Source organism: Luteibacter flocculans, assembly GCF_023612255.1.
Lineage (GTDB): Bacteria > Pseudomonadota > Gammaproteobacteria > Xanthomonadales > Rhodanobacteraceae > Luteibacter > Luteibacter flocculans.
Window position 1 is genome coordinate 4,192,190 of the sequence record NZ_CP063231.1, and the last position, 23,104, is coordinate 4,215,293.

General features: G+C 64.1%; 16 protein-coding genes. 5 read left to right on the plus strand and 11 right to left on the minus strand.

Annotated features, from left to right (window positions below; all coding sequences use genetic code 11):
- Nucleotides 1–11: 11 nt before the first annotated feature.
- The 6 genes from lanKC to IM816_RS18220 all read right to left on the minus strand — a co-directional run bounded on the left by lanKC (nt 12) and on the right by IM816_RS18220 (nt 9,012).
- Nucleotides 12–2,675 carry a class III lanthionine synthetase LanKC gene (gene lanKC / locus IM816_RS18200; protein WP_250339188.1) on the minus strand — a complete coding sequence of 888 codons (2,664 nt, stop codon included), beginning with the start codon at nt 2,673–2,675 and terminating at the stop codon, nt 12–14.
- Nucleotides 2,676–2,767: 92 nt separating this feature from the next.
- Nucleotides 2,768–2,896, minus strand: coding sequence for a hypothetical protein (locus IM816_RS18730; RefSeq protein WP_255369452.1), 129 nt, complete (start codon nt 2,894–2,896; stop codon nt 2,768–2,770).
- Nucleotides 2,897–3,099: 203 nt separating this feature from the next.
- Nucleotides 3,100–4,365 (minus strand): sensor histidine kinase, encoded by a 1,266-nt coding sequence (locus tag IM816_RS18205; RefSeq protein WP_250339189.1) that lies wholly within the window; start codon nt 4,363–4,365, stop codon nt 3,100–3,102.
- Between the two features lie 91 nt (nt 4,366–4,456).
- Nucleotides 4,457–5,833 (minus strand): sigma-54-dependent transcriptional regulator, encoded by a 1,377-nt coding sequence (locus IM816_RS18210; protein ID WP_250339190.1) that lies wholly within the window; start codon nt 5,831–5,833, stop codon nt 4,457–4,459.
- A 36-nt stretch (nt 5,834–5,869) separates the two neighbouring features.
- A complete protein-coding gene (locus tag IM816_RS18215; RefSeq protein ID WP_250339191.1) occupies nt 5,870–8,188 on the minus strand; it encodes an FtsX-like permease family protein in 2,319 nt (772 codons plus the stop codon).
- A 59-nt stretch (nt 8,189–8,247) separates the two neighbouring features.
- Nucleotides 8,248–9,012, minus strand: coding sequence for an ABC transporter ATP-binding protein (locus IM816_RS18220; protein ID WP_250339192.1), 765 nt, complete (start codon nt 9,010–9,012; stop codon nt 8,248–8,250).
- A 371-nt stretch (nt 9,013–9,383) separates the two neighbouring features.
- Between IM816_RS18220 and IM816_RS18225 the strand changes: the two genes are divergently transcribed.
- From IM816_RS18225 to IM816_RS18235, 3 genes are all read left to right on the plus strand, one after another.
- Nucleotides 9,384–11,096 (plus strand): alpha/beta fold hydrolase, encoded by a 1,713-nt coding sequence (locus tag IM816_RS18225; RefSeq protein WP_250339193.1) that lies wholly within the window; start codon nt 9,384–9,386, stop codon nt 11,094–11,096.
- Nucleotides 11,097–11,521: 425 nt separating this feature from the next.
- Nucleotides 11,522–12,997 carry an alpha/beta fold hydrolase gene (locus IM816_RS18230; protein ID WP_250339194.1) on the plus strand — a complete coding sequence of 492 codons (1,476 nt, stop codon included), beginning with the start codon at nt 11,522–11,524 and terminating at the stop codon, nt 12,995–12,997.
- A gap of 84 nt (nt 12,998–13,081) precedes the next feature.
- Nucleotides 13,082–13,858, plus strand: coding sequence for a 3-hydroxybutyrate dehydrogenase (locus IM816_RS18235; protein ID WP_250339195.1), 777 nt, complete (start codon nt 13,082–13,084; stop codon nt 13,856–13,858).
- Between the two features lies 1 nt (nt 13,859).
- On the opposite strand, the gene IM816_RS18240 is transcribed toward IM816_RS18235, so the two are convergent.
- The 4 genes from IM816_RS18240 to IM816_RS18255 all read right to left on the minus strand — a co-directional run bounded on the left by IM816_RS18240 (nt 13,860) and on the right by IM816_RS18255 (nt 17,945).
- Nucleotides 13,860–15,014 (minus strand): OprO/OprP family phosphate-selective porin, encoded by a 1,155-nt coding sequence (locus IM816_RS18240; protein ID WP_425602651.1) that lies wholly within the window; start codon nt 15,012–15,014, stop codon nt 13,860–13,862.
- A 407-nt stretch (nt 15,015–15,421) separates the two neighbouring features.
- Complete coding sequence (glnA, locus tag IM816_RS18245) at nt 15,422–16,834, minus strand: type I glutamate--ammonia ligase (protein WP_072323472.1); 1,413 nt, start codon at nt 16,832–16,834, stop codon at nt 15,422–15,424.
- Between the two features lie 204 nt (nt 16,835–17,038).
- A complete protein-coding gene (locus IM816_RS18250; protein WP_250339197.1) occupies nt 17,039–17,587 on the minus strand; it encodes an NADPH-dependent FMN reductase in 549 nt (182 codons plus the stop codon).
- 100 nt (nt 17,588–17,687) lie between these two features.
- Nucleotides 17,688–17,945: a DUF1427 family protein gene (locus IM816_RS18255; protein WP_250339198.1), complete on the minus strand. Its 258-nt coding sequence runs from the start codon at nt 17,943–17,945 to the stop codon at nt 17,688–17,690.
- 99 nt (nt 17,946–18,044) lie between these two features.
- Between IM816_RS18255 and IM816_RS18260 the strand changes: the two genes are divergently transcribed.
- Both IM816_RS18260 and acpA read left to right on the plus strand, forming a co-directional pair.
- Complete coding sequence (locus tag IM816_RS18260; protein ID WP_250339199.1) at nt 18,045–18,965, plus strand: LysR family transcriptional regulator; 921 nt, start codon at nt 18,045–18,047, stop codon at nt 18,963–18,965.
- Between the two features lie 207 nt (nt 18,966–19,172).
- Nucleotides 19,173–20,855, plus strand: coding sequence for an acid phosphatase (gene acpA / locus IM816_RS18265; RefSeq protein ID WP_250339200.1), 1,683 nt, complete (start codon nt 19,173–19,175; stop codon nt 20,853–20,855).
- Nucleotides 20,856–21,553: 698 nt separating this feature from the next.
- Here the strand turns inward: acpA and IM816_RS18270 are convergent.
- Nucleotides 21,554–23,104, minus strand: coding sequence for a DHA2 family efflux MFS transporter permease subunit (locus IM816_RS18270; protein ID WP_250339201.1), 1,551 nt, complete (start codon nt 23,102–23,104; stop codon nt 21,554–21,556).

A 23,104-nucleotide genomic window follows, 5' to 3' on the forward strand; every position in this document is an offset into this window, starting at 1 on the left:
GTGTGCCGGGATCAGGCGACTGCCTCGACGTCTCGCGCGTGCATGGCGCGCGGCAGGCGTTCGTCTAGCATGAAAGACGCCGCGGCGCCGCGATGCAGGCGGTCAAAAAATGCACCGACACCTGCGTTGCCGGTGGCGAAGTCACAACTGATGCGAAGCAGTTCGGCGCCGGGAACGGCCAGGCCACCTTTGCGCGGTATCAGGAAAGGACTGATGCCGCCAGCGATGCGGCCCGCCGCCGTCGCATACCGCAGCGCACGCTCCGGAAAGATCTCCGCCAGGTCGAGCAAGGTTTCGCCGATACCCGCCAAGCCATCGAACAGGCCTGGAGCGATGGCATAGCGGCGCATGAGGTCCGCTTCCGCATCGAACACGATGTCGCGATAGCGCGTTTCGCCCGTGGCGGCGAAGAACCGCGCGGTCACCGCGACAACGCCCGCTGTCCCCCGACGCAAGTACGGGAAGCGTGTGGCGCCACCGACCTCGCCAGGCCAGCTTGCCTTGTCGTCCGGATTCAAACCACGCTGTGCGTGGTCGAACGCAAGGCCCGCATCCGCGGCAATGCGAAAGCGTTCGTCGCCGCTGGCGAGCCACAGATGCAGCAGGAACAACGCCACGCCTGCGGCCCCATGCGCCAACCCGACGGGGTGTGCATCGTCATGCGCCCAACGCAGCGTGCCGTCTGTCTCGATGGCCCGTTCGAGCAACAGGTCGCCTGCCTCGCGCGCCGATGCAAGAAACGCCGACGCGCCCGTTTCGTGCCACGCCTTGAGACGAGACAGCCCCCAACCCGCGAGCCCGTCGTACACGCCGGGCCGCGCGCGGATCGCGTCATCTGGCGAACCATCGCGCCACAGCGCCAATGCCTGCTCGCCCTCGCCGGCATCGAACAACACCCAGGCCATCCCGGCGTCGCCGTACATCAGGCTCGCACCGCGTGGCTTCGGCGATCGGCTGCCTTCCAGTACATAGGCGACCAGACCCTGCGGCGGCGTGCGCCCTCCGCGTAGATACGCGTGCAGCACACCGGCCGCCCCATGCGCGACGCCCCAGGGATGCGTTTCAAAGACCTCCGGCCCAGCGGGCACGTAGCGATCCGGCCGGGCGTGCGCGGCGCATGCATCGAGGTAGGCAAAGATGGCGTCGGCGTGGTCAGGCGTAGGCTCCTGCGTGACCGATGGGATGCCGACGCTCGTAGTGGCAAGCGTTTCGCGCAATGTCGCCATGGCATCTACCGGCGATGGCCGCTGCGCCGCCACGTCATCCAGCAGCGCCGCGATCGTCGCAGCCAGCGCGGGCGGATAACCCATCTCGTCGCCAATGCTTTGGGCAAAGCGGAACGCTGCACTGCGATCGAGCGGCAACATGGCGTTGATGGGAATGACGGCCGCCAACAGATTCGCACCGAAAGCATAGGCGTCCTCGGCACGGGCACTGGCGGGATCGTCGCGCCGCGGCCGCGCTGAGGTGAAGCCAGGCGTGCGCAGATCGACGGGAAGATCCAGGCCTTCCTCGACCGCCGTCTCCAGATCGATCAAACGTATCTCGCCGCGTGGGGTGACCATGCAGTTGTGAAACGACAGGTCGCCCAGCGACACGCCCTCCTTGTGCACCTGGGCCAGCACCTCGGCAAAGCGCGCGAAGACCGTGGTCACCTCGTCCAGATAATGCACGACGTCGTCACGCGTGGGCCGGATCTTCAGCCATGGATAGCGACGCGCCAGCCAGCCGCGCAGCGTCTCGCCCTCGATGTATTCCTCGACCAGATAACTGTGTTCCCAATCCTTGAAGTGCGCGATGGGCGCAGGTGCAACACGCAGGGGAGCAAGCCGCCGCAGGAGCCGGAATTCCTTGCGAAGCGTCGACGCCGCCGAATCGCCGCCACCGATGAACGGTCGCGCCTCCTTGATGACGACGGGCCGGCCTTCGTCCAGGTCCTCTCCGAAATAGACGCCGCCGGCAGCGGAAAACGACAACGCGCGCCGGATCCGGTAGCGCCCGCCCCCCAGGGTGGCCGGTGCGAGTTCGGTGGTGTCCTTGGGGAAGGGGTCGCGCAGCCAGTCGGGCAGGTGGAAGATCGGACCGCGGCGATCCGCTTCCATGTGACCGTCCGGCGCACGCAGCAGCCACTCGCGACGCCCGTCGGCGGCCACACGATGTTCCCCTGCGATACCGCCATAGCGATAGTGCAGCACACGCGAATCGCGGTATCGGCGGTCGCTCAACACGTAAGGCCCGGCGTAGCCCGACAAGGCCACGTACAGGTCGTCGATCACGCGTCGAAAGTCATCGATCCCGCGCGGATAGACGGTGATGAACTTGCCCGAGCCGCCTCGCGGCCAGCGCTTGCCGTTGAGGCCGTCCAACATGCGTCCGTCGGCGGCAAACTTGAACGCCGTGCCCGAGGCGACAAGGGTCGCGGCGGCGATGGACAGGACGATGCGTGCCGTAGACGCCACACTGGATACGTGAATCTTCCAGCCTTGCGACGGCAGGTCCGCGGCCGGAGGCGTGCAGTGCATCCAGATGCCCGCTCGCCGCATCGTCCATTGCTTGGGCAGGATGCGGCGCACGGGTACGACAAAGTCGGCCTCATCGATGGAGCGGTGACCATAAGGCTCGAAGAATTCGCGGTCCACCGCGGTGTAATGCAACAGGTCCGTGTGTCGCTTCATCGCTTGTATTCATCCGGCGGCGTGGCATCGACTGGCGAAGATCCAGGTCAGCGCCCCCGTGCCGCCGACCCGTCCGGTGTTCCCTGCCGGCTTCAATCCTCGAACGCATCCGCGTTGGCCATGGAACAGGCGCGATGACTGCAACTGCTGTAGTTCGTGTTTGTCTCGTCACTCGATTCCGTTTCCGGCTCCAGTAATTGAAGACTCAGGATGCGATCCATGGCGTTTCCTCTTGGTCGTTGTGACGTGAATGCGTGCGGTAGGCGCAAGATATGCATGTGATGTGGGGGACGCAACGCCGTGGCTGGTCGCTGCTGACATAAAGCGCCGTGGTGCAGGGATATTTTCGTTCGCACCATCAAAATCGGGCACGCGAACGTCCGAAATCGGACAGTGGCGTCCGATATCGGACATGCACCTATGCTCAAGAAGACAAAGGAAGTCTCACGGTGGCGACAGCGCCGTGCCTGTCCGTCCGCGGCGCCAGATCGACGCTGCCTGCATGCGCCTGGACAATCATCCGGGTGAGGCTGAGGCCGATTCCCGAGCCCTGCGGCTTGGTGGTGAACAACGGCACGAACAGCGCATCCGGCTCAGGGAGCCCGATGCCTTCGTCCTCGATGAACACGCAGACGCGGCGCCCATCCCGATACCAACGAAGGCGCACGCTTCCACCGATGGGGAGCGCCGCCTCCGCCGCGTTGCGAAGCAGGTTGATGAAGGCCTGTGCAAGCTGGTCCTCGTCAGCGTAGATGACCAGCGGTCCACCATCGACGACTTCGACAGGCACGCGGCGCTCCAGCAGAACCAGCTTCACAAGCAGCAGGTCGAGCCGGAAGGGCGCGGGGCGAGGCGGCGGCAGGCGAGCCAACGTTCCATAGCCTGCAATGAACCGGGCAAGGGCGTGAGCACGGCGTTCGATGACGTCGAGACCGACACGTAACTCGTCGAGCGTGTCCGCGCCATCGCCGTTGAGCACGACCGCAAGACTGCCGGCCAGCGAGGCGATCGGGGTGAGGGAGTTGTTGAGCTCGTGGCTCAGCACGCGGATCAGCCTCTGCCATGCACGGCGCTCCTCGTCACCAAGCATGGCGCTCAGGTCGCGCAGCATGATGAGGCGGTGCTCGCGTCCATTGCTGTGCCACGTCACGTGACGAAGCAGCCAGCGCCCTTCACCACCCGGAAACCGCCCCTGAAAGACCGCATGGTCGGGGGTGGCAAGCACCTCCGTGAGGCCGAGCGATGCGAGGCCCTGACCCAGCACCGCCTGTCGCTCGGCACCGATCAACTGCCGTGCCGCAGGATTGATGAGCGTGAGACGTTCTTCGGTATCGACCACGAATACCGGATCGCTGAGCGCCGTGAGGGTCTTGCCCAGAAAACGCAGAGCTTCCGTACGCTTGCGACGCCCGTCGCGCAGCGTGTCCGAAAGCAGATTCACATCGGCCACCAGCGCCTGGAGCGGACGGTACCCCAGCTCAACGCGACCTCGCATGCCGAAGTCCCCCTCGCGCAACGCGCCCAGCAGATCCGACACGGTCGACAACGTATCGAGTACGCGCCGCCCGATCCACCAGGCGACCATCAAGGTGACGATGAGCCCAACCAGAAAGATGCTTAGTCGCGGCAACCAGTGCAACCGGGGGACGGTGATGAGAATTGCACTCGCAAGGAGCGTCGGCAGCAACACGAGCGCGCTCCCGAGCACAACCTCCAGCGACAATCTCGTGGAAAATATCGTCTTGGACACACTGGCTACCGATGTCTGTGGCGTCGGCGCCTCAACCGATGTGCTCGAAGCCGGCGCGCGCACGGTGTTTCTCCAGGCGCCGGTACAACGCTTGCCTGGAAATGCCTAGCGCATCGGCCGCGCGTTGCAGGTTGTGGTCGTTTCGTTCGAGAGCGTGTCGAATCAACAACTCCTCGGCTTCGGGTAACGTCAGGGAGTCGAGGACCACCGCAAGGTCGGTGCGTCGATGCAGCGAAAGCGACTCGGCGTCGATCTGATCGTGACCCGCGAGCAGGATCGCTCGCTCTATCGCGTGCTCCAGTTCGCGTACGTTGCCCGGCCAGTCGTAGCTGCGCAGCGCTCGTTCGGCCGATGGGGCGAGTGTCATGGCACCACGCGCCATTCGCTTGCATTCGCGCAACAGGAAATGCCTCGCCAAGGGCACGATGTCCTCCGGCCGCTCGCGCAGTGGCGGCAGGCGAACCTGCATGGCATTGAGGCGGTAGAGCAGATCGCGACGAAAGCGGTCCGTACGAACGGCCGTATCGAGGTCGATGTTCGTGGTGGAGATCACCCGGACGTCCACGCGACGCGTCCGCATGGTGCCGCCTCGTTCCAGTTCGCCCTCTTCCACCACACGCAGCAGTTTCGCTTGTTGTGCAGGGTGGATGGCTCCGATCTCCTCCATGATCAGGCTGCCGCGATGCGCCAGTTCGAACTTCCCCGGATACGGTTGCGGTTTCTCCTCTCCGAACATCTCTTCGGCAAAGCGCGAATCGGGAAGCGTGCTCATGTCGACACGGATCACCGGAAAGTCCGTACGCGGCGACAGCAAGTGGATTTCCCGTGCGAAGAGCGACTTCCCGGTGCCGTTCTCGCCGAGGATCAGCACATTGGCATCGCCGCTGGCGATGCGCCGAATCAGATCGACGACATGGCGCATGGCGGAGGATTCACAGACCCGCAGCATATCTCCCGGCTGCCGGGACAGAAGTGCTTCGGCACGGAGACGGCGATTCTCGTCGAACATGCTGCGCAACGCGATCTGGCTGCGCACGGTGTGGATCATGTGCGCGTTGTTCCAGGGTTTCTCGATGAAATCGGCCGCGCCGATCCGCATGGCCCGAACCGCGAGGCCGATGCTTCCCCAGGCCGTCATCGCAACGATCGGCAGATCCGGCGTTTCCATCCGTATCCGCGCTACCAGATCGAGCCCCTCGTTACCCGATGTGGTATCCGCGCCATAGTTGAGGTCGAGTACCGCACAGGAGAAGTCCTGACGCGATACGGCATCGATCGCGGCCTCCGCGGTACCTACCTCGACGGAGGACAGGCCCTCCGATCGCAGGAGAACGCGCAATGCCAGGCGGACGTCCGGGTGATCGTCGACCACCAGGACCGGCCAGGCATCTTCGTTGTTTCTCAACATAACGACCCCACCTATTTGATGTCGCAGCAGACGGGTTCAACTGCTACGCAAGACCCACCAGGGCTCCACCGCCGCCGCGCGCCGCGCCGGCGCAAGGACTGAGGAAAGCGTGACGGCAAGCATGACGACCACGACCGCCATGATCGCCGCCGGTCCCACCGCATCCGATCCGTGGGACTCTGCGTACCACGACTGCTGAACCACGAGCACGGCGGACAACCCAAGCAGTGTGCCGATGAGCCCGATCCATCCGCCTCGCCGAACGACCTGAAACAGGAGTTGCGTCGGCGTGGCGCCGAGGGCCCCCTGCAAGGCGATCGCCGAGCGTCCCGTCGCGACTTCCACCGACTGCACCGAATAGTGACCGACCGCCGCGAGGCCGACAGCCAACAAGGACAAAGTGGCGAACAGCAAGGCGTCACGCCGGGATGCAACCGTGGCCAGTCGAGCGGCCTCATCCAGAGAGCGCGCCGGAGCGACGGCAAGCGAGGGTGCGATGACATGCGCCCAACGGGTCAATACGTCGTGGACTGCCGCGCTCGCCTCCGAGCCGCGGACGATCGCGTACAGCGGCGCCAGCGCACGCACGCGCGCAAGCGACGGTGCATCTACCTGGGAAAACGCGAGGAATACCGTCGGCTCTGCGGCCTGCCCCGCCACGGCGTACGTGTCCTCGACGACACCGACAATCCGCGCCGGTGGTGCCGATGACCCGCCCTGCCGAACCGCTCCGCCGATACCGACGGCGTCGATCCGATGAAGGTAGGCCTCGTTCACGAGAGCCACGCGCAAGGTATCGGCGCTATCGTCTTCATCGAGCCAGCGCCCTGCAACCTTGTGCATGCCCAACGCCTGCGCCGCACCTGCTGTGAGCAGCACGTAGCGTACGTAGGCGTACTGACCGTCCGGTCGCCGGAACGGCATGGCAAGCCCCTGACCCACGGGCAGCTGCGTGGACCAGCCTACGTGATCGACACCCTGCGATGCCGAGACGCTGGCGCGCAGGTCGTACAGCAGATTCACCAACTCGGCGCGCGCCGGATAATCGGCGACGGGCGGGTGCAGCTCGACAACCATCGCGTTGTCGCTGTCGAAGCCCATCGGTGCGTGGGTCAGGCGCCAGGACCGCTCCGTTGCCGCTACGCCCAGCGCCAGCAGGCAGGTCGCAAGTGCAACTTGCGTCACGAGCATCATGGCGCGAACACGGCGCCAGCGGACCGTGCCTCCGAAGCCAATCATGGCGTTGCGCTCGCGGAGCAGAAGCGCCCTGTATACATTCAGTGCGCCCGCGAGATTCGCCACCCATGCCGCCAACAGGGTCACCACCGAAGTCAGCAACAGCACGTGCCAACGCGGACTCAGCGGCAGCGCCGAGTTCAGCCATTCGCTAGGAATGAACGGCTTGTAGATACCGACCAACGCCATGCCCAGTGGCAAGCCGATCATGCTCGCGATCAGTCCGATGATCGACGCTTCGGCAAGGTTCGTCGACCAACCCTGCCAACGCCCTGCGCCGAACACCATCATCAATGCGGTCTCGTGCGAACGGTCGAGCGCGCGTGTGAGCATCAACTGCGCAAGGGTCACGGCTGCAACCACCAGAACCAACAGACCGCAGATCGTGAACGCCCATAGTCGCGTGCGCGCCGCGCGTGCCACAAGATCGTCGATCGCCGTCGCGCCATACCATGGCAAGTCCACGCGCTGCAGCTTGAGGTCGTCCGCAGCGTCCTCTACTGCCCGCGCGACCTGTACGGAAAATGTCTCCGCGTCGTACCCAGGCGCAAGGCGAGCTACAGCCGTCAGGTTTTCATCCGTGTCGGCATCGTTCGCCGAAGGCAGCGGTAGCAGGAGGTCGACATGGGCAAAGAAACGGTAGTCCGCTGGCAGCACGCCGCGAACGCGCATCCGTTGGCCATCGACGGTAACGAGGCGTCCGACGACGTCGTTTGTGTCGGCCATCCACGCGCGCCACAACGCATCGGACACCAGAACGTCGCCGCTGCCGATCGAGGCGCTCTGCATGCCTCCCAAGGTTGGTATCACGCCGAGGGTGGGCAGGAAGCCCGGCGTCACGCGCTGCGCGCGCAGAAGTCCCTCGTGGCCCCCCAGACGAACGTTCACGGTCTCCGGCATGCTTGCCATGCCCCGCGACAACACGCCGGGCGGCTGGCCTAAGATGTCGTAGAGCTTGGGTGACGCGGCACGCATGGGGTCGCTGGCTGTGCGCCCTCCGTAGATCGCAACGGCCGCATGGTTCGGCCACGGCGGTGCCTGCAGAAGCAGTGCATCAAGCAACGTGAGCGCACCGAGCAACGCGGCCGTGCCGATGGCCAGAGTGCTCGATGCAAGCACGAGGAAACCCGGGTGCCTGAGCAGCTCCCGCAGCGCATGAGCTGCGTCAACCAGCCGGTTCACAGTGTCGATTGACTGAAGCGACGTTCGTCCAGACCCGAATCCGCCTCGCTACGGCGCTGCTGGTAGGTGCTTTCGTCGACGACACGACCGTCAAAGAGGCGAACCATGCGATCGGCCCTGGCGCTGAAGCGGTCCTCGTGGGTGACCATGCAGATGGTGCGTCCCGAAGCGTGCAACTGACTCAGGAGAGCCATGACGATGTCGCCATTCTGGGTGTCCAGATTGCCCGTCGGTTCGTCAGCGAGGATGACCGACGGATCGCCCACCACCGCTCGCGCCACGGCGACGCGTTGCTTCTGCCCTCCCGACAGACCGCTGGGATAGTGCCGCATGCGGTGCGTCATTCCCACGCTCGCCAGTGCCTCCATCACACGCAGGCGTCGCTCACGCGCCGACATGTCGCGACGAAAGGACAGCGGCAATGCCACGTTGTCCGCCACGTTGAGGTCATCGATCAGGTTGAAGCCTTGGAACACGAAGCCGACATAGCGATTGCGCAGCAGCGCACGTTGCGCGCGTCCAAGCATCGCCACCGCTTCGCCTGCGAAGCGAAGTTCGCCATGCGTGGGTACGTCGAGCAACCCCATCAGCGACAGCAAGGTCGTCTTGCCACAGCCGGATGGCCCGGCGATGGTAACGAACTCACCCTCACGTACGCTCAGATGAACGTCGGTGAGTACCTGACACTCGATCGCTCCCACGGCATACGACTTGCCAACGCCACGCAGCTCAATGAGCACGGGCCTGGTTACTGCCTGCATCGCGCGACTCCACGCGAAAGGATATGGACCGAGCCTAGCGCAGGGGACCGTTCCGTCGGCAGCAGCGAACTCATCCCGATTCGCAAAGCGCCGGAAACTGCCGGAAAGGCATAGCGATATTCCCCGTTGGCCCAGACGAGCGGTTCGCTTTCGCGTTCCGGGAACGACTTGCGGGCAGAGCCGCACAGGTGACCGCGACCTCGCGGGGCCTGTCCCGAAGCTAAGCATCAACTAAGAAAAGTCGGCGGATGTGGGCCACGCCGTAAACGCGCTATCCGGCGCGCCAACGCCCTACGCCACGCGGCACCTGCGACCGATCGTCCCGCCCCGACGCACTGCTTAGCGTAGTGGCCCCCTGACGGAGCACTACGATGAAGCACCCACCGCCTCCACGCGCCTTTCTTGCCCTGGCGTTCATGTGCCTCGCCGGCATACACCCCGGCGCGGCGAAAGCAGCCAATCCCGCCGCGCCGCCCCGCATCATCTGGTCTCCGTGCCCGGCTGGCTTCGTCGCTCCGGTTTGGCAGCCCATATGGGGCGAGCGCATGGAATGCGGGATCATGGCGGTCCCGCTTGCCTACGACGGCTCCGCGACCGGCCAATTTGGCACGGCACTCATACGCATCAAGGCAGGCATACCGTCGGAACGCCAAGGTGCGCTGTTCTTCAACTTTGGCGGCCCTGGCGGTTCGCCCCTCGACTATCTCCCCGACGTCGCCTATCTGTGGTCGTCCGCGTCAAAAGACGATCCATTGGATGGTGACAAGCGGCGCCTTGCCGATCACTTCGACCTGATCGGCGTCGTGCCTCGCGGCTTACGTCTCGGTGACCGGTATGATTGCGCGTCCTCATCCGATACCGCCGTGCGGTCACACGACCCCACCATCAATCCGGACGACGCCGTGTGGGAGTGGGTCGTGAGACTAACGGCAGCCCAGGCCAGGGCATGCCCCAATGAGCTCAAGCCCTATATCGGATCGCTCGATCACGTGCATGACATGGAGCAGGCGCGACTCAGCTTGGGCGAGCCGGTCATGAACTTCTTGGGCATCTCATACGGAACGTGGGTCGGCGCGCTGTATGCGGCGACCTATCCGCAACATGTTGGACGGATCGTTCTGGATTCCTCGATGAATTACGCAGGAACCTTCGAGAACCAGCTCGACGATTCGGCGCGCGAAAGCCAAGACCTGTTCATGCGGCGCGCCGTCCTGCCTGCAGCGGCCGATCCGCGCTACGGACTCGGCACCGATTCGCAGGCCATCCTGCAAAAGGTCATGCGCATGCCCGCGCACGTCCTCGAATTATGGGTTCCGATTCTCAGAACCCCCGCGGATCTGACAGCAGCGCTGATCATGGCCCCATGGTTCTACGCCAACCCCTACATAACCCCCGAGTACCTGATGTATCGGCTGCAAGGACGCCATTTCAGCGCCGATCCGAGCATCAGCGATGCCATCAGGAATGCTGCGACCCAGCTGGCCCGAACGGCGGCCCATCCGGCGTTTTCCGGCCGGAATCTCCTCAGCCATTCGACGTACGACGCCTCTGCCAACGAGGACGTCAACAGCCAGTCGGTGTATTTCGCTACCATCTGTGGCGACACGCCGTGGCGCAAGACGCTGCCGGAGTTTCGCGCCAAGGCCGAGTCCTTGCAAAAGGACTATCCTGCCGCGGGCCTGGTCAGCGTAGAGTTCGGCCTCGTATGCCATCACTGGGGGACCGCGCCGCGCTTCCATCCGCCACTGGCTGGACTGGCCGATGCCCCACCCTTCCTGATCGTGAATGCCGAGTTCGATCCGGCGACGCCATTGGCCCTCGCCCGCAGGGCGTTCGCTGCGTCTCCAAGCGCCCATATGGTAATCGCCGATGGCATGGCCGCCCATGGCATCTTCGGCGCCTCCGCCACGCCGTGCGTCGAGCAATCGGTGGGTCATTTCCTGCTCACGGGTGAACTGCCTGAGGAACGCGAGACCCACTGTGCCTTCGTACCCCGCACGCCCAAGGCACGCAGCGGTCGTACCGACGGACTGGATCCCGACGAGCGGCGGGAGATCCTCTTCAAGCGTCTTCGCCACAGCTGACGCACCGGCGCCGTACCTTCGTAAGGTGTACCCCTGGGCCCACGCCACGCATGATCGGCGTGAGCATTCGACCAACCACGCAAAACGATAGCGAAGCGCGCCTGGAGTAAGCGGCGTTACTCCAGGCGCACTTCCACCTCATGCGCTTTCCCTACACGATGCGGCACCGGTAGCCGCTCGTGTGGTTCGGACACAGTGCCTAGCGTGGCTGCTCTCAACCACGGAGCACCACGATGAAACGTCATTCTTCTCGCCTACGCGGCTTTCTTCCCATGGCGATCCTGTGCGTTGCCGGTAGCCATGCTGGAGTGGCTACGGCAACCGTAGCCGACACGGTACCCCGCATCGCATGGTCCCCATGCCCCGCCGGATTCGTCGACCCGGTATGGCAACCCGTGTGGGGCCAACGCTTGGAATGCGGGATCATGACCGCGCCCCTTGCCTACGATGATTCCGCCGAAGGCGACATCGCCGTGGCGTTGATCCGCATCAGGGCTGGCGAACCATCGGAGCGACAGGGCGCGCTGTTCTTCAACTTTGGCGGGCCGGGCGCCTCGCCACTGAAGTTCCTTCCGGACACCGCCTACCTGTGGTCATCCGCATCGAAGGACGATCCGCTGGACGGTGACAAGCGACGCCTCGCCGATCGCTACGATCTGGTCGCGGTGATACCCCGGGGGCTGGCCGGGGGGACCTGGTATGGATGCCTGCCCGTCGCGCCCACAGGGATAGACGGAAACGATCTATCGATCTACCGAAACAACGCCGCCTGGCGGATCTTCGTGGGCGATGCCGCGGCCCGTGCGAACGCTTGCGCGGATCGACTGATGCCTTATCTGGGAACGCTGGACCACGTCCATGACATGGAACGCGCGCGCATGGCGCTGGGCGAAACCCGAATGAACTTCTTCGGCGTCTCTTACGGTGCCCGCGTCGGAGCGCTATATGCGGCGGCTTATCCGATGCGTACCGGCCGCATGGTCCTGGATTCATCGATGAACTTCACCGCCACGTTCGAAGAGCAGTTCGACGAGACGCTTCGAGAACGCCACGAACAATTCATGCTCCGGGCCCTGATTCCAGCCGTCTCCGACGTGCGCTACGGACTCGGCACGAACCCCGACGCTGTGCTGCGGCAGTTCATGCGCATGCCCGGCAAGGCGCGACAAGCCTGGGGTCCTCTGATTTCGACGCCTGCCATATTGTCCGCCGCGATGGTCATGGCATCGCGGGCCGTTTCCGACGACGAGGTAACCGCCGACTTCATGATGCAGCACATCGATAGCCACCCTTTCAGCATCCACACGGCCGTCAACCGGTATATCCGGACCGCTGCCGTATCGCTGATCGATGCCCTCGAAGCCGACGCACCGGACGACATCATCTATCGACCCGTGTATTACGCCGTGATCTGCGGCGATACGCCATGGCATCGCACGCTCCCTGCGCTTCGCGAGCGCGCCCGTGGCTGGGCTAAGTCGTTTCCCACCAGCACCGGGGAGAGTATCGATGCCGGTCTCGTCTGCCATCACTGGGAACGCTCCTCGCGCCGCCAGCCACGGCTGCCAGGCCGGGAAGACGCCCCGCCCTTCCTCATGGTCCACGCCGCAGTCGACTCAGCGACCCCATTGGCGCTTGCACGTAACGCGTTCGTCGCCTCGCCGAGAGCATCCATGGTGGTTGCCGACGGCATGGTCGGTCACGGTATCTTCGGCGCCTCCGCCACGCCGTGCGTCGAGCAGTCGGTGGGCCATTTCCTGCTCACGGGCGAGTTGCCTGCGGAGCGCGAGACCCACTGCGCCTACGAACCTCGCAAGCCGCAAAAACACACCGATCGAGCGGACAGGCCCGACCTCGACGAGAGGCGTAAGGTGCTCCTCCAGCGTCTTCGTCACAGCTGACGGAGCGGCCCCGTACCTTCGTACCATGGCCGACGGCGGCCCACGCCACGCATAATCGGTGTGGGCATCCGACGGACCATCAGCATGAACGACCTCATGGGCAAAGTAGCCCTCGTTACCGGCGCGGCCAGTGGCATCGGCCGCGCCATCGCAGAAGCCTACGCGGCAGCGGGCGCGCGTGTGGTGATCGCCGATATCGCCGCGGATCGCGCGGAGGGCGCCGCTGCCGACATCGGCCAGGGGGCCATCGGCATCGCCATGGACGTTACCGACGAGGCGCAGGTCGAAGCCGCTTTCGCGCGCACGCTTCGTGACCTCGGGCCCGTCGACATCCTCGTCAGCAACGCGGGCGTGCAGATCATCTCGCCATTGGTTGACCTGTCGTTCGCCGATTGGAAGCGCATGCTGGCCGTACACATGGACGGCGCCTTTCTCACCAGCCGCGCCGCCATGCGGCAGATGATCGATAGCGGCCGCGGCGGCTCGGTGATCCTGATGGGCTCGGTGCATTCGCACGTCGCCTCGAAGTTCAAGGCACCCTACGTTGCGGCAAAGCACGGCCTGCTCGGGCTTGCGCGCGTCATCGCCAAGGAAGGTGCGGCGCACGGCATTCGCGCCAATGTGATCTGCCCGGGCTTCGTGCGTACGCCGCTGGTCGAGAAGCAGATTCCCGAACAGGCGAAGGAGCTCGGCATCAGCAACGACGAGGTCGTGAAGCAGGTGATGCTGCGCGATACCGTCGATGGTGAGTTCACCACCCTGGAAGACATCGCCAACGCCGCGCTGTTCTTCGCCGGCTTCGGTTCGCAGGCGCTGACCGGCCAGTCGCTGCTGGTCAGTCATGGATGGCACATGCAGTGATTCAGAACATGATCTGCGCACGCATCTCGAAGATATGCGGATCGATGCGCAGGTCACGACGATCGCTGGTCGCGCGCACGTAGTTCGCCTGCAGCTTGAGGAACTTGGTGAGGTACCAGTTTGCGCCCAGCGTCCAGTCGCTCTCGGTGCCGCCACGCGTGATGCCGTCGTCGAGGTCGAGCGTGCTGTAGCGAAGCACGAATTCCAACGCACCCCAGGGGCTCTTGGGCACCACGTCTGATACGTTGCCTGCGGAGTACCCACGCGACTCGCCCGTCATGACCCAGCTGCCGTAGGCATACCAGCCGCGGGCGTCGTACGCCGGCCGCCCGCGGAGTTTCACCTTGGCATCCAGGTACTCGCTCTGCACGGACCAGGGGCCGCCAATCCACAGGGCTTCCAGACCGCGACGATCGACATGCTCGGCGATGCGCAACGCACCGGAATCCACCAGGCGCTGCGTGATCAGGCCGGCTTCGGGCAGCGCGCGCAAACGTACGCTGGGCGGGTTGTAGTGGCCGCGTCCGTCGGTCGTTCCCTGCGGCGACTCGCGCGACAGGGAGCCGCCAAGATGCAACACGATGCCCGGCGAGTTGAGCGGCGTCCAGGCAGCGCGTCCGGCCACCATGCGGCCGTCGAGATCGCCTTGGAGGTTGCCACCTTTGTAATAGCCGAGTTGAACGAGGTAGTTCTTGCGGGTCAGCGCCCAGTCCATACCGAGGCGGCGGTTCGCATAGATCGCCTGCATCGGCAGCGATGTCTCCATGAACGACGTACTGCCCGTACTCGTATTGCCCTCGAAACCCACGGGCGTCTTCATGAAACCGACGCGCAGCGCACCGTAGTCAGCGCCAAGCAGCGCCTTGCTCTGCACGCGGAAGAACACGTCGAGCCAGGTCTTGGTCTGGAAGTCGAACACAACGGTACCGTCGTAGACGCCCTTCTTGCGGATGAACATGCCGAATTCCTTGCGGCGGTTCGTCTGCGCGTCCTCGTACACGCCCTGGTCGTTGGAAAACCGATCCAGGTCGTACTGGTACTTCAACGAGAAGCCGACATCGGTGCCGTCGGCGAAGACGTAGTGCGTCGGCCAGTTGGTGCGCCAGTCGTAATCGTTGCGCGGCGCATCGGCCGCGGTGGCGATAGCCGGCGCCATCAGCGCCAGGGCGCCGAGAATGGTTTTCTTCACGATGGAACCCCTGACTGGCGAGCCTTCGTCGGCACCGCGCTGTGAAACCCGAGAATGTGCGTGCCTGAGAATTCGCTCATGTCACGGTAGTGTCATCGGCAGAATCTTGCGAGCCTTTAAGTGGCTGTCTTCACAGTGGGAGCCGCCATGGCGGCGAGAAGCCCACGAAGCGGTGTAGCCGTGAGTCAGATCCCCATCGCCAGCAGGCTGGCTCCCACCGACAAGTTCGCATCGCCAGCAGGCTGGCTCCCACCGGCAAGCTGCTCTCGCCGCCATGGCGGCTCCCACAAGCCAAAAAAAGACGCCCCGAACGGGGGCGTCTTCATGGTCCAGCGGATCGGCGGAGCGCCATGGCGCCCCCGCCGGGTCCTCGATCAGATCGCGTAGTACATCTGGAACTCGAGCGGATGCGTGCTTGCACGGTAGCGGGTCACTTCCTGCATCTTCAGCGCGATGTAGCCGTCGATGAAGTCGTCGGTGAACACACCGCCCGCCTTGAGGAACTCGCGGTCCTTGTCGAGCGCTACGAGGGCTTCGTCGAGGCTCGCGCAAACCTGCGGGATGTTCTTCTCTTCTTCCGGCGGCAGGTCGTAGAGATCCTTGTCGGCCGGAGCACCCGGGTCGATCTTGTTCAGGATGCCGTCGAGGCCCGCCATCATCAGCACAGTGAAAGTGAGATAGCCCGACTGCATCGGGTCCGGGAAGCGGATCTCGATGCGACGACCCTTCGGGCTCGACACGTACGGAATGCGGCAGGACGCCGAACGGTTGCGCGCCGAGTAAGCGAGCATGACCGGCGCTTCGAAGCCCGGCACCAGACGCTTGTAGCTGTTGGTGGTGGAGTTGGCGAAGGCATTGATGGCCTTGGCGTGCTTGAAGATGCCGCCGATGTACCACAGCGCCGTCTGCGAGAGGCCGCCGTAGAGGTCGCCCGCGAAGAGGTTCTCGCCGTTCTTCGACAGCGACTGGTGCACGTGCATGCCCGAGCCGTTGTCGCCGACGATCGGCTTCGGCATGAAGGTCACGGTCTTGCCAGCCTGGTGGGCTACGTTCTTGATGACGTACTTCATCGTCATCAGCTCGTCGGCCTTCTTCACCAGCGTGTTGAAGCGGGTGCCGATCTCGCACTGGCCCGCGTTCGCCACTTCGTGGTGATGCACTTCGACCACCTGGCCGAGCGACTCCAGCACCTTGCACATATCGGCACGCAGGTCGCCCAGGCTATCGACCGGGCTGACCGGGAAGTAGCCACCCTTCACGCCCGGGCGGTGGCCGGTGTTGGTGCCGTCGTACTTGTAGCGCGAGGACCAGGCTGCTTCTTCCGAACCGATCTCGTAGAACACGCGGCCCATGTCGTTCTGCCAGCGGACCGAATCGAAGATGAAGAACTCCGGCTCGGGGCCGAAGAACGCCGTATCGGCGATGCCCGTGGACTTCAGATAAGCCTCGGCGCGCTTCGCGATGGAACGCGGATCGCGGCCATAGGCCTGCATGGTGCTGGGCTCGAGCACGTCGCAGTGCAGGATCAGCTGCTTGTGCGCGCTGAACGGATCGAGGTGCGCCGTCTCCGGGTCGGGCATGAGGACCATGTCGGACTCGTTGATGCCCTTCCAGCCAGCGATCGACGAACCGTCGAACATCTTGCCGTCTTCGAAGGTGCCTTCGTCGATGGCGTGCGCGGGGAACGTGACATGGTGGTGCTTGCCGAGAATGTCGGCGAAGCGCAGGTCGACGAACTCGATTTCCTCGTCCTGGATCAGGTTCAGCACTTTGGAAGCGGCAGACATACAAACCTCGAATGGGTATGGGGCGGGATGCTTTTAGCAATCGCTGTGCCAGCGGCGGCACCCTATGAAGGGCGCGCCGGGCCGGGCTCGCGCATCATAGACCCGCAGGATGACATGCACGCTTTTGCACCACATGAGTGCAAATGACGACCCCATGCACCAATCGAGGCACAAGACGCCCTGACCCTGCGGCGCCGACCACGATCAGGCGCGCTCGGGTTCGACCTCCCTTTGATAGAAGTGCGAGAGCGCCTGTTGGAGGTGACGAACGGTCGCCTCGTCGGTCAGCCGCTTTCCGTCCACCTTGGTCTGCACGAACGTTATCGCGACTTCGCGAAGTGGGGGCAGCTTGCAGAGCATCGACGCCAGGATCTCGCGGAGGTGCGCCTGTGCCCGCACGCCGCCCAGCGGGCCTGGAGAGAACGTGCAGAAGTAGACGGGCTTGCCAACCATGCAACTCTTGAACGCCGGTCGTGACAGCCAGTCCAGGGCATTCTTCAGCACCCCGGGCACACTGTGGTTGAACTCGGGCGTGACGATAAGAACCACGTCGGCGCTTTCGACCGTTTGCCGGGCCAGCATGACCGCATCGGGGAGAACACCGTCCTCCAGGTCCTGGTTGTAGTGAGGCAGCTGCCCCACGTCCAACGCTTCGCATGTGGCTCCGTCGGGAGCCAAAGAGAAAAGCGTCGCAAGAATCATCTTCGCGTAGGAACCCTCGCGAAGGCTTCCGGCCATACCTACGATTTTCATGTGACGATCTCCCGGTAAATCATGACGAGGCACGGTCCGCTCACGCGTTCGGCCTGAGCGATGAAGCCGAGCACGACGTGCATCTCCGCATTGTGTGGCATCAGGCTTTCAAAGCCGTCCTGACGATAGCGACGATCGACGCCCAACCGCTTTCCCCGAGCACCATGCCCAGCAAGCCGGTGAGAGCGACCAAGGGTGGCGCTGGCGAACGCACCTTCAACGCGGCGTACAGGACGCCGACGAGGGCGCCAACGACGAAAGAAACAAGATAGGACTTCATGGCGACGATCCATGGCATCTGCGGATGGCTGACGACGTTAGTCACCGCGCTGGTGAGCGTCCAACGCATTGTCGGCATGCCATTTATCTGCATTGGCTATAAATGTCGGCCCGGCCGTTCTCACTTCGCTATCATCCGCCGACGGCTCGACCTGTTCGAAGAGAGGCGGACACGCTCATGGACATCCGGCATCTGAAGCACATCGTTGCGCTCGCCGATGAGGGCACGTTCACGGCCGCGGCCGCACGCGTTCATATCGTTCAGTCGGCCTTGTCCGTCTCCATCCGGGAGCTGGAAAGCGAACTGGGCGTTCAACTTGTCGAGCGCACCACGCGGCGGATGTCGCTGACGCCCGCGGGCGAGATGTTCGTGGCGAAGGCACGTTCCACGCTGTTGCATTTGGACGATGCCGTCCAGGCTGTGCGTGCGTTCAAAGGGGTGGTCCAGGGGAGGCTGCGCATCGGCATTCTGCAAAGCCTGGCGCCTTATATACGCCTGCCGGAACTCCTGGAGAGCATGCGTTCGCGCTATCCGGGTATCGAGTTCACCGTGCGCTCCCTGACCAGCAAGCAGGGCCCGGCGCTGGTCGCTTCCGGCGACATCGATCTGAGTTTTCACCCCGTCTATCCCGACGAGAAAACGCGAGGCGTCGAGGTGACACCGTTCATCGAGGACGCGCTGGTCGTCGTGTGTGCCAAGTCGCATGCGCTTGCCGGACGAAGAGATCTACGCGTCGATCGGTTGTCTGAGCAGCGCCTTGTCCATCTGTCTCCCGAGCGGACCTTACGCAAGGTCACCGATCGGATACTGGACGAGCATGGGCTGGTGAACGAGGTCGTCTACGAGGTCAACGACGTGGAGACCATGCTTCAGTTCGTTTCGAGCGGTCTGGGAGTGGCCGTGGTGCCTTCGAAGCTGGCGTCCTATTCGACGCATCGGAATGCCCTTAGATCGTTGCGCCTCGTCGCGCCGGGGACGACGCTTCCCAAGTGGCGCGTCGTGATCCTGACCCGCGAAACATCCCCAGGCAGTGAGACCGGATTGCGGATGGCAAAGGATATCTTCCTCGCGGAAGTCCCCAAGTTCTTGCGCAAGTAGGTGTACTGCGCTGGCGGTGGGATGGCGTGCGACGTGTATCGGCATTTCGCAGATCAGCCCACTTCGTTTACCCTGCGCAGTCTCAACAAGCGCGTAAACCGTGTCGTGGCTATGAAAGCGTTCGACGAGCATGGCGGCTCGCCCTTGTCCTCGGTCGTGGAAATCGTCCCCTAGCCCGCGACCCTCGCTTTTCCTCGGATCGGTGGCATGACGAACAAGCACGACGACGACACCTTCGATGCCGGCAGGCGACGCCTGCTCGGCGGCATGGCAACCACCGGTGCGGTACTGGCACTGGGCGGCCTTTCCGAAGGCGCAACGGGCACGGAACATCCACCCCTACCCGCGCCCAAGGGCGAAGCGCTGGATGCACTTCTCGAAAAGCATATCCAGCACGTCGTTGTGGTGTATGCCGAGAACCGCAGCTTCAACAACCTGTTCGGCGAATTCCCTGGCCTGCAGCAGCCATTGAGCGCGGTACCCGTGGAACGCTTGATCCAGCGCGATCGCGACGGCACGCCGTTCAAGACGCTGCCGCCGATCTGGGGAGGCATGGTGCCTCACGAGCAAGTGGTGGATCACAAAACCTACAAGATCGGCGAGAAGGACATCGTGGGTCTTCCGAATGCACCATGGGCGTTGCATACGGGCGACGGCACGCCGCTGCCCCACGGTGTCGTTACACGCGATCTCGTCCATGCGTTCTACAACAACCAGCTGCAGATCAACGGCGGCAAGAACGACGGCTTCGTCGCCTGGGGCGACAATGGCGCGCTTACCATGGGCTACTACGCCAGCGCGCCGGTGCACCTGCGCCTATGGCGCCTCGCCGAACAGTTTACGCTTTGCGACAACTTCTTCATGGGCGCCTTTGGCGGCTCCTTTCTCAATCACCAGTACCTCGTGGCGGCGCAACCGCCTTTCTATCCGAATGCAGACAAGAGCCCCGCGCAGTTCAATATCGCGGTGACCGAGAGCGGCGAACCCACGGACCATCGCCTGAAGATGGCGGACGAGTCCCCGAAGAGTGCGATGGACGGCAAGCCGAAGTTCGCGCACCACAACACGCTCACGCCGGATTTCTGGGCAGTCAACACGATCGGGCCGCCCTACTCGCCCGGCTTCAATGTCGACAGGAAGAACCCGCTGCTGGCCGATGCGAGCAGCCCGAACACCCTGCCGCCGCAGGCGCACAAGCACATCGGCGATATGCTTTCCGCAAAGCAGGTCGATTGGGCATGGTACGGCGGCGGTTTCCAGGCTGCGCTCGATGGCAAGGGTGATGGCGACGACGGCAGCTTCCCGCAGACGCCCAACTTCCAGCCACACCATCAGCCGCTCAACTATTTCGTTTCGCTGGCGCCCGGTAGCGAAGCACGCAAGCGTCATCTGCGCGACGGCGGCGTGGGTGAGACCGCGGCGACCAATCATTTCCTCGCCGACGTCGCGGCCGGGAAGCTGCCGCCGGTCACGTTCTATAAGCCGCAGGGCGATCTCAACATGCATGCCGGCTACTCCGACGTGGAGGCGGGCGATCGCCACATCGCGAACGTGGTGCATGCGCTGCGCACGAGCCCGCTGTGGAAGCACATGCTGGTGATCGTCACTTTCGATGAGAACGGTGGCTGGTGGGATCACGTGGCACCGCCGAAGGGCGATCGCTGGGGTCCGGGCACGCGCATCCCCGCGCTGGTGATCTCACCGTTTGCGAAGAAGGGTCACGTGGAGCACACGATCTACGACACGGGCTCCATCGCGCGCTTCATAACGCGACGATTCAAGCTGGAAAAACTGCCGGGTCTGAAAGTCCGCGAGGACGCCATGGTGGCGGCGGGCGGACCGGCGCCCGGCGATCTGACTGAAACGCTCGACTTCTCGGGCAGGGCCTGACGCTGCTGCTACACCGGCACCCTGCCCGCTGCCGCGGGATCGCCAGCAGGCTGGCTCCCACCCTGGACAGGCATCCCAACCGAGATCATGGCTCCGCCAGACGGATGGCTGCCGACGACGGTGGCCCGCTGCGTCCGGCACCCTGCCCGCTGCCGCGGGATCGCCAGCAGGCTGGCTCCCACCCTGGACAGGCATCCCAACCGAGATCATGGCTCCGCCAGACGGATGGCTGCCGACGACGGTGACCCGCTGTATCCGGCACCCTGCCCGCTGCCGCGGGATCGCCAGCAGGCTGGCTCCCATCCTGGACAGGCGTCCCAACCGAGATCATGGCTCCGCCTGGGCGGATGACTGCCGACGACGGTGACCCGCTGCGTCCGGCACCCTGCCCGCTGCCGCGGGATCGCCAGCAGGCTGGCTCCCACCCTGGGACAGGCATCCCAACCGAGATCATGGCTCCGCCTGACGGATGGCTGCCGACGACGGTGGCCCGCTGCATCCGGCACCCTGCCCGCTGCCGCGGGATCGCCAGCAGGCTGGCTCCCACCCTGGACAGGCATCCCAACCGAGATCATGGCTCCGCCTCGTCGGATGACTGCCGACGACGGTGGCCCGCTACACCGGCATCCGCCTGCCGCGGAGCCGGCCAGCCTCCCATGCCGCGGTGGGAGCCAGCCTGCTGGCGATAGAGGCTTGCCTCAGTGCGCTGGCGTGCCGCCCGAGGCGAAGGGCGGCTTTGCGAACCACACGGCCACCATTGCCAGGCCGAACATCAAACCGAAGATCCAGAAGACGTCGTTCACGGCGAGCGTCGCGGCCTGCAGGTCCACGATGCGATTGAGCGCCGCGTTCAAGGTCGGTCCCTGCACGCCGAACGACTGGAAGCGCTCCACATATTCGCTCGTCGCGCGGCTGCCTTGGCTCACATTCTCCGCCAGCACGGCGTGGTGGTAGGTGGTGCGATGCGAATACAGCGTCGTACTGACCGCCGTTGCGATACTTCCCGCCAGTGTGCGGAAGAAGTTCGACAAACCCGACGCACTCGCGACCTGGTCGTCGGGCAGCCCGGACAAGATGATCTGGTTCACCGGAACGAAGAACAGCGCAACGCCCGCGCCCATGCATAACCGCGGCAGAGCGAGTTCACCGTAGGGCGCCAGCGTGCTCAAGGTCGACATGTAGAACGACGCGCCTGCAAAGATGGCGAAGCCGATCGTGTTCAACAGACGCAGGTCGAACTTGCTCTGGAATGCACCGACGAGCGGCGACAGCACAATGGCGAGCAAGCCGATCGGCGCGACGACAAAGCCCGCCCAGGTCGCGGTATAGCCGAGCACTTCCTGCACCCACATCGGCATCACCACCGTGCCGCCGAAGAATGCAAACATGCCCAGCGACAGGCAGAGCACACCGATGAAAAAGTTGCGCCGACCCAACAGTCGCAATTCCACCACCGGGTTCTTGTGCATCAGCTCCCAGGCTATCAGGAAGGTGAGGCAGACCACCGCGACGATCGCCAGCACCACGATGGTGTTGGATGTGAACCAATCCTTGTCGTTGCCGTTGTCGAGCATGAACTGCAGGCATCCTACGCCGATGGCGAGTAGCCCCAGGCCCACCGCGTCGATCGGCATCTTTGCCGTCTTCGATTCACGGTCACGCAGCAAGACATACGTGATGATCAGTGCGAAGGCGCCGACGGGAATGTTGATGAAGAAGATCCACGACCAGTGATAGTTGTCGGTAATCCAGCCGCCGAGGATGGGACCGAACACGGGCGCCACCACAACGGTCATCGCCCATAGCGCGAGCGCAATGGGTCGCTTCGCTACGGGGTAGTTATTGAGCAGCAGGGTCTGCGACAGCGGCACCATCGGACCGGACACCGCACCTTGGCAGAGGCGGAAGACGATGAGCATCGTCATGCTCTGCGACAGTCCGCACAGCGCCGAAAAGATCACGAACAACATCACCGAGACGGAGAACGTGCGCACCTCGCCGAAGCGTCGCGCGATCCATCCCGTCAGTGGCTGCATCACGGCGCTCGCCATGGAATAGGCACTGATCGCCATGGTGCCTTCGTTGCTGCTCACGCCGAGGTTGCCGGCGATGGTACGCACCGAAACGTTGACGATGGAGATGTCCAGCACCTCCATGAAGGTGGCCAGCGCTACACCGGCGGTAAGCAGCGCCAGCGCACCACCTTTCAGCGGCGGCTTGCCCTGCGCCGGCGCGTTTCCCTCCGCCAT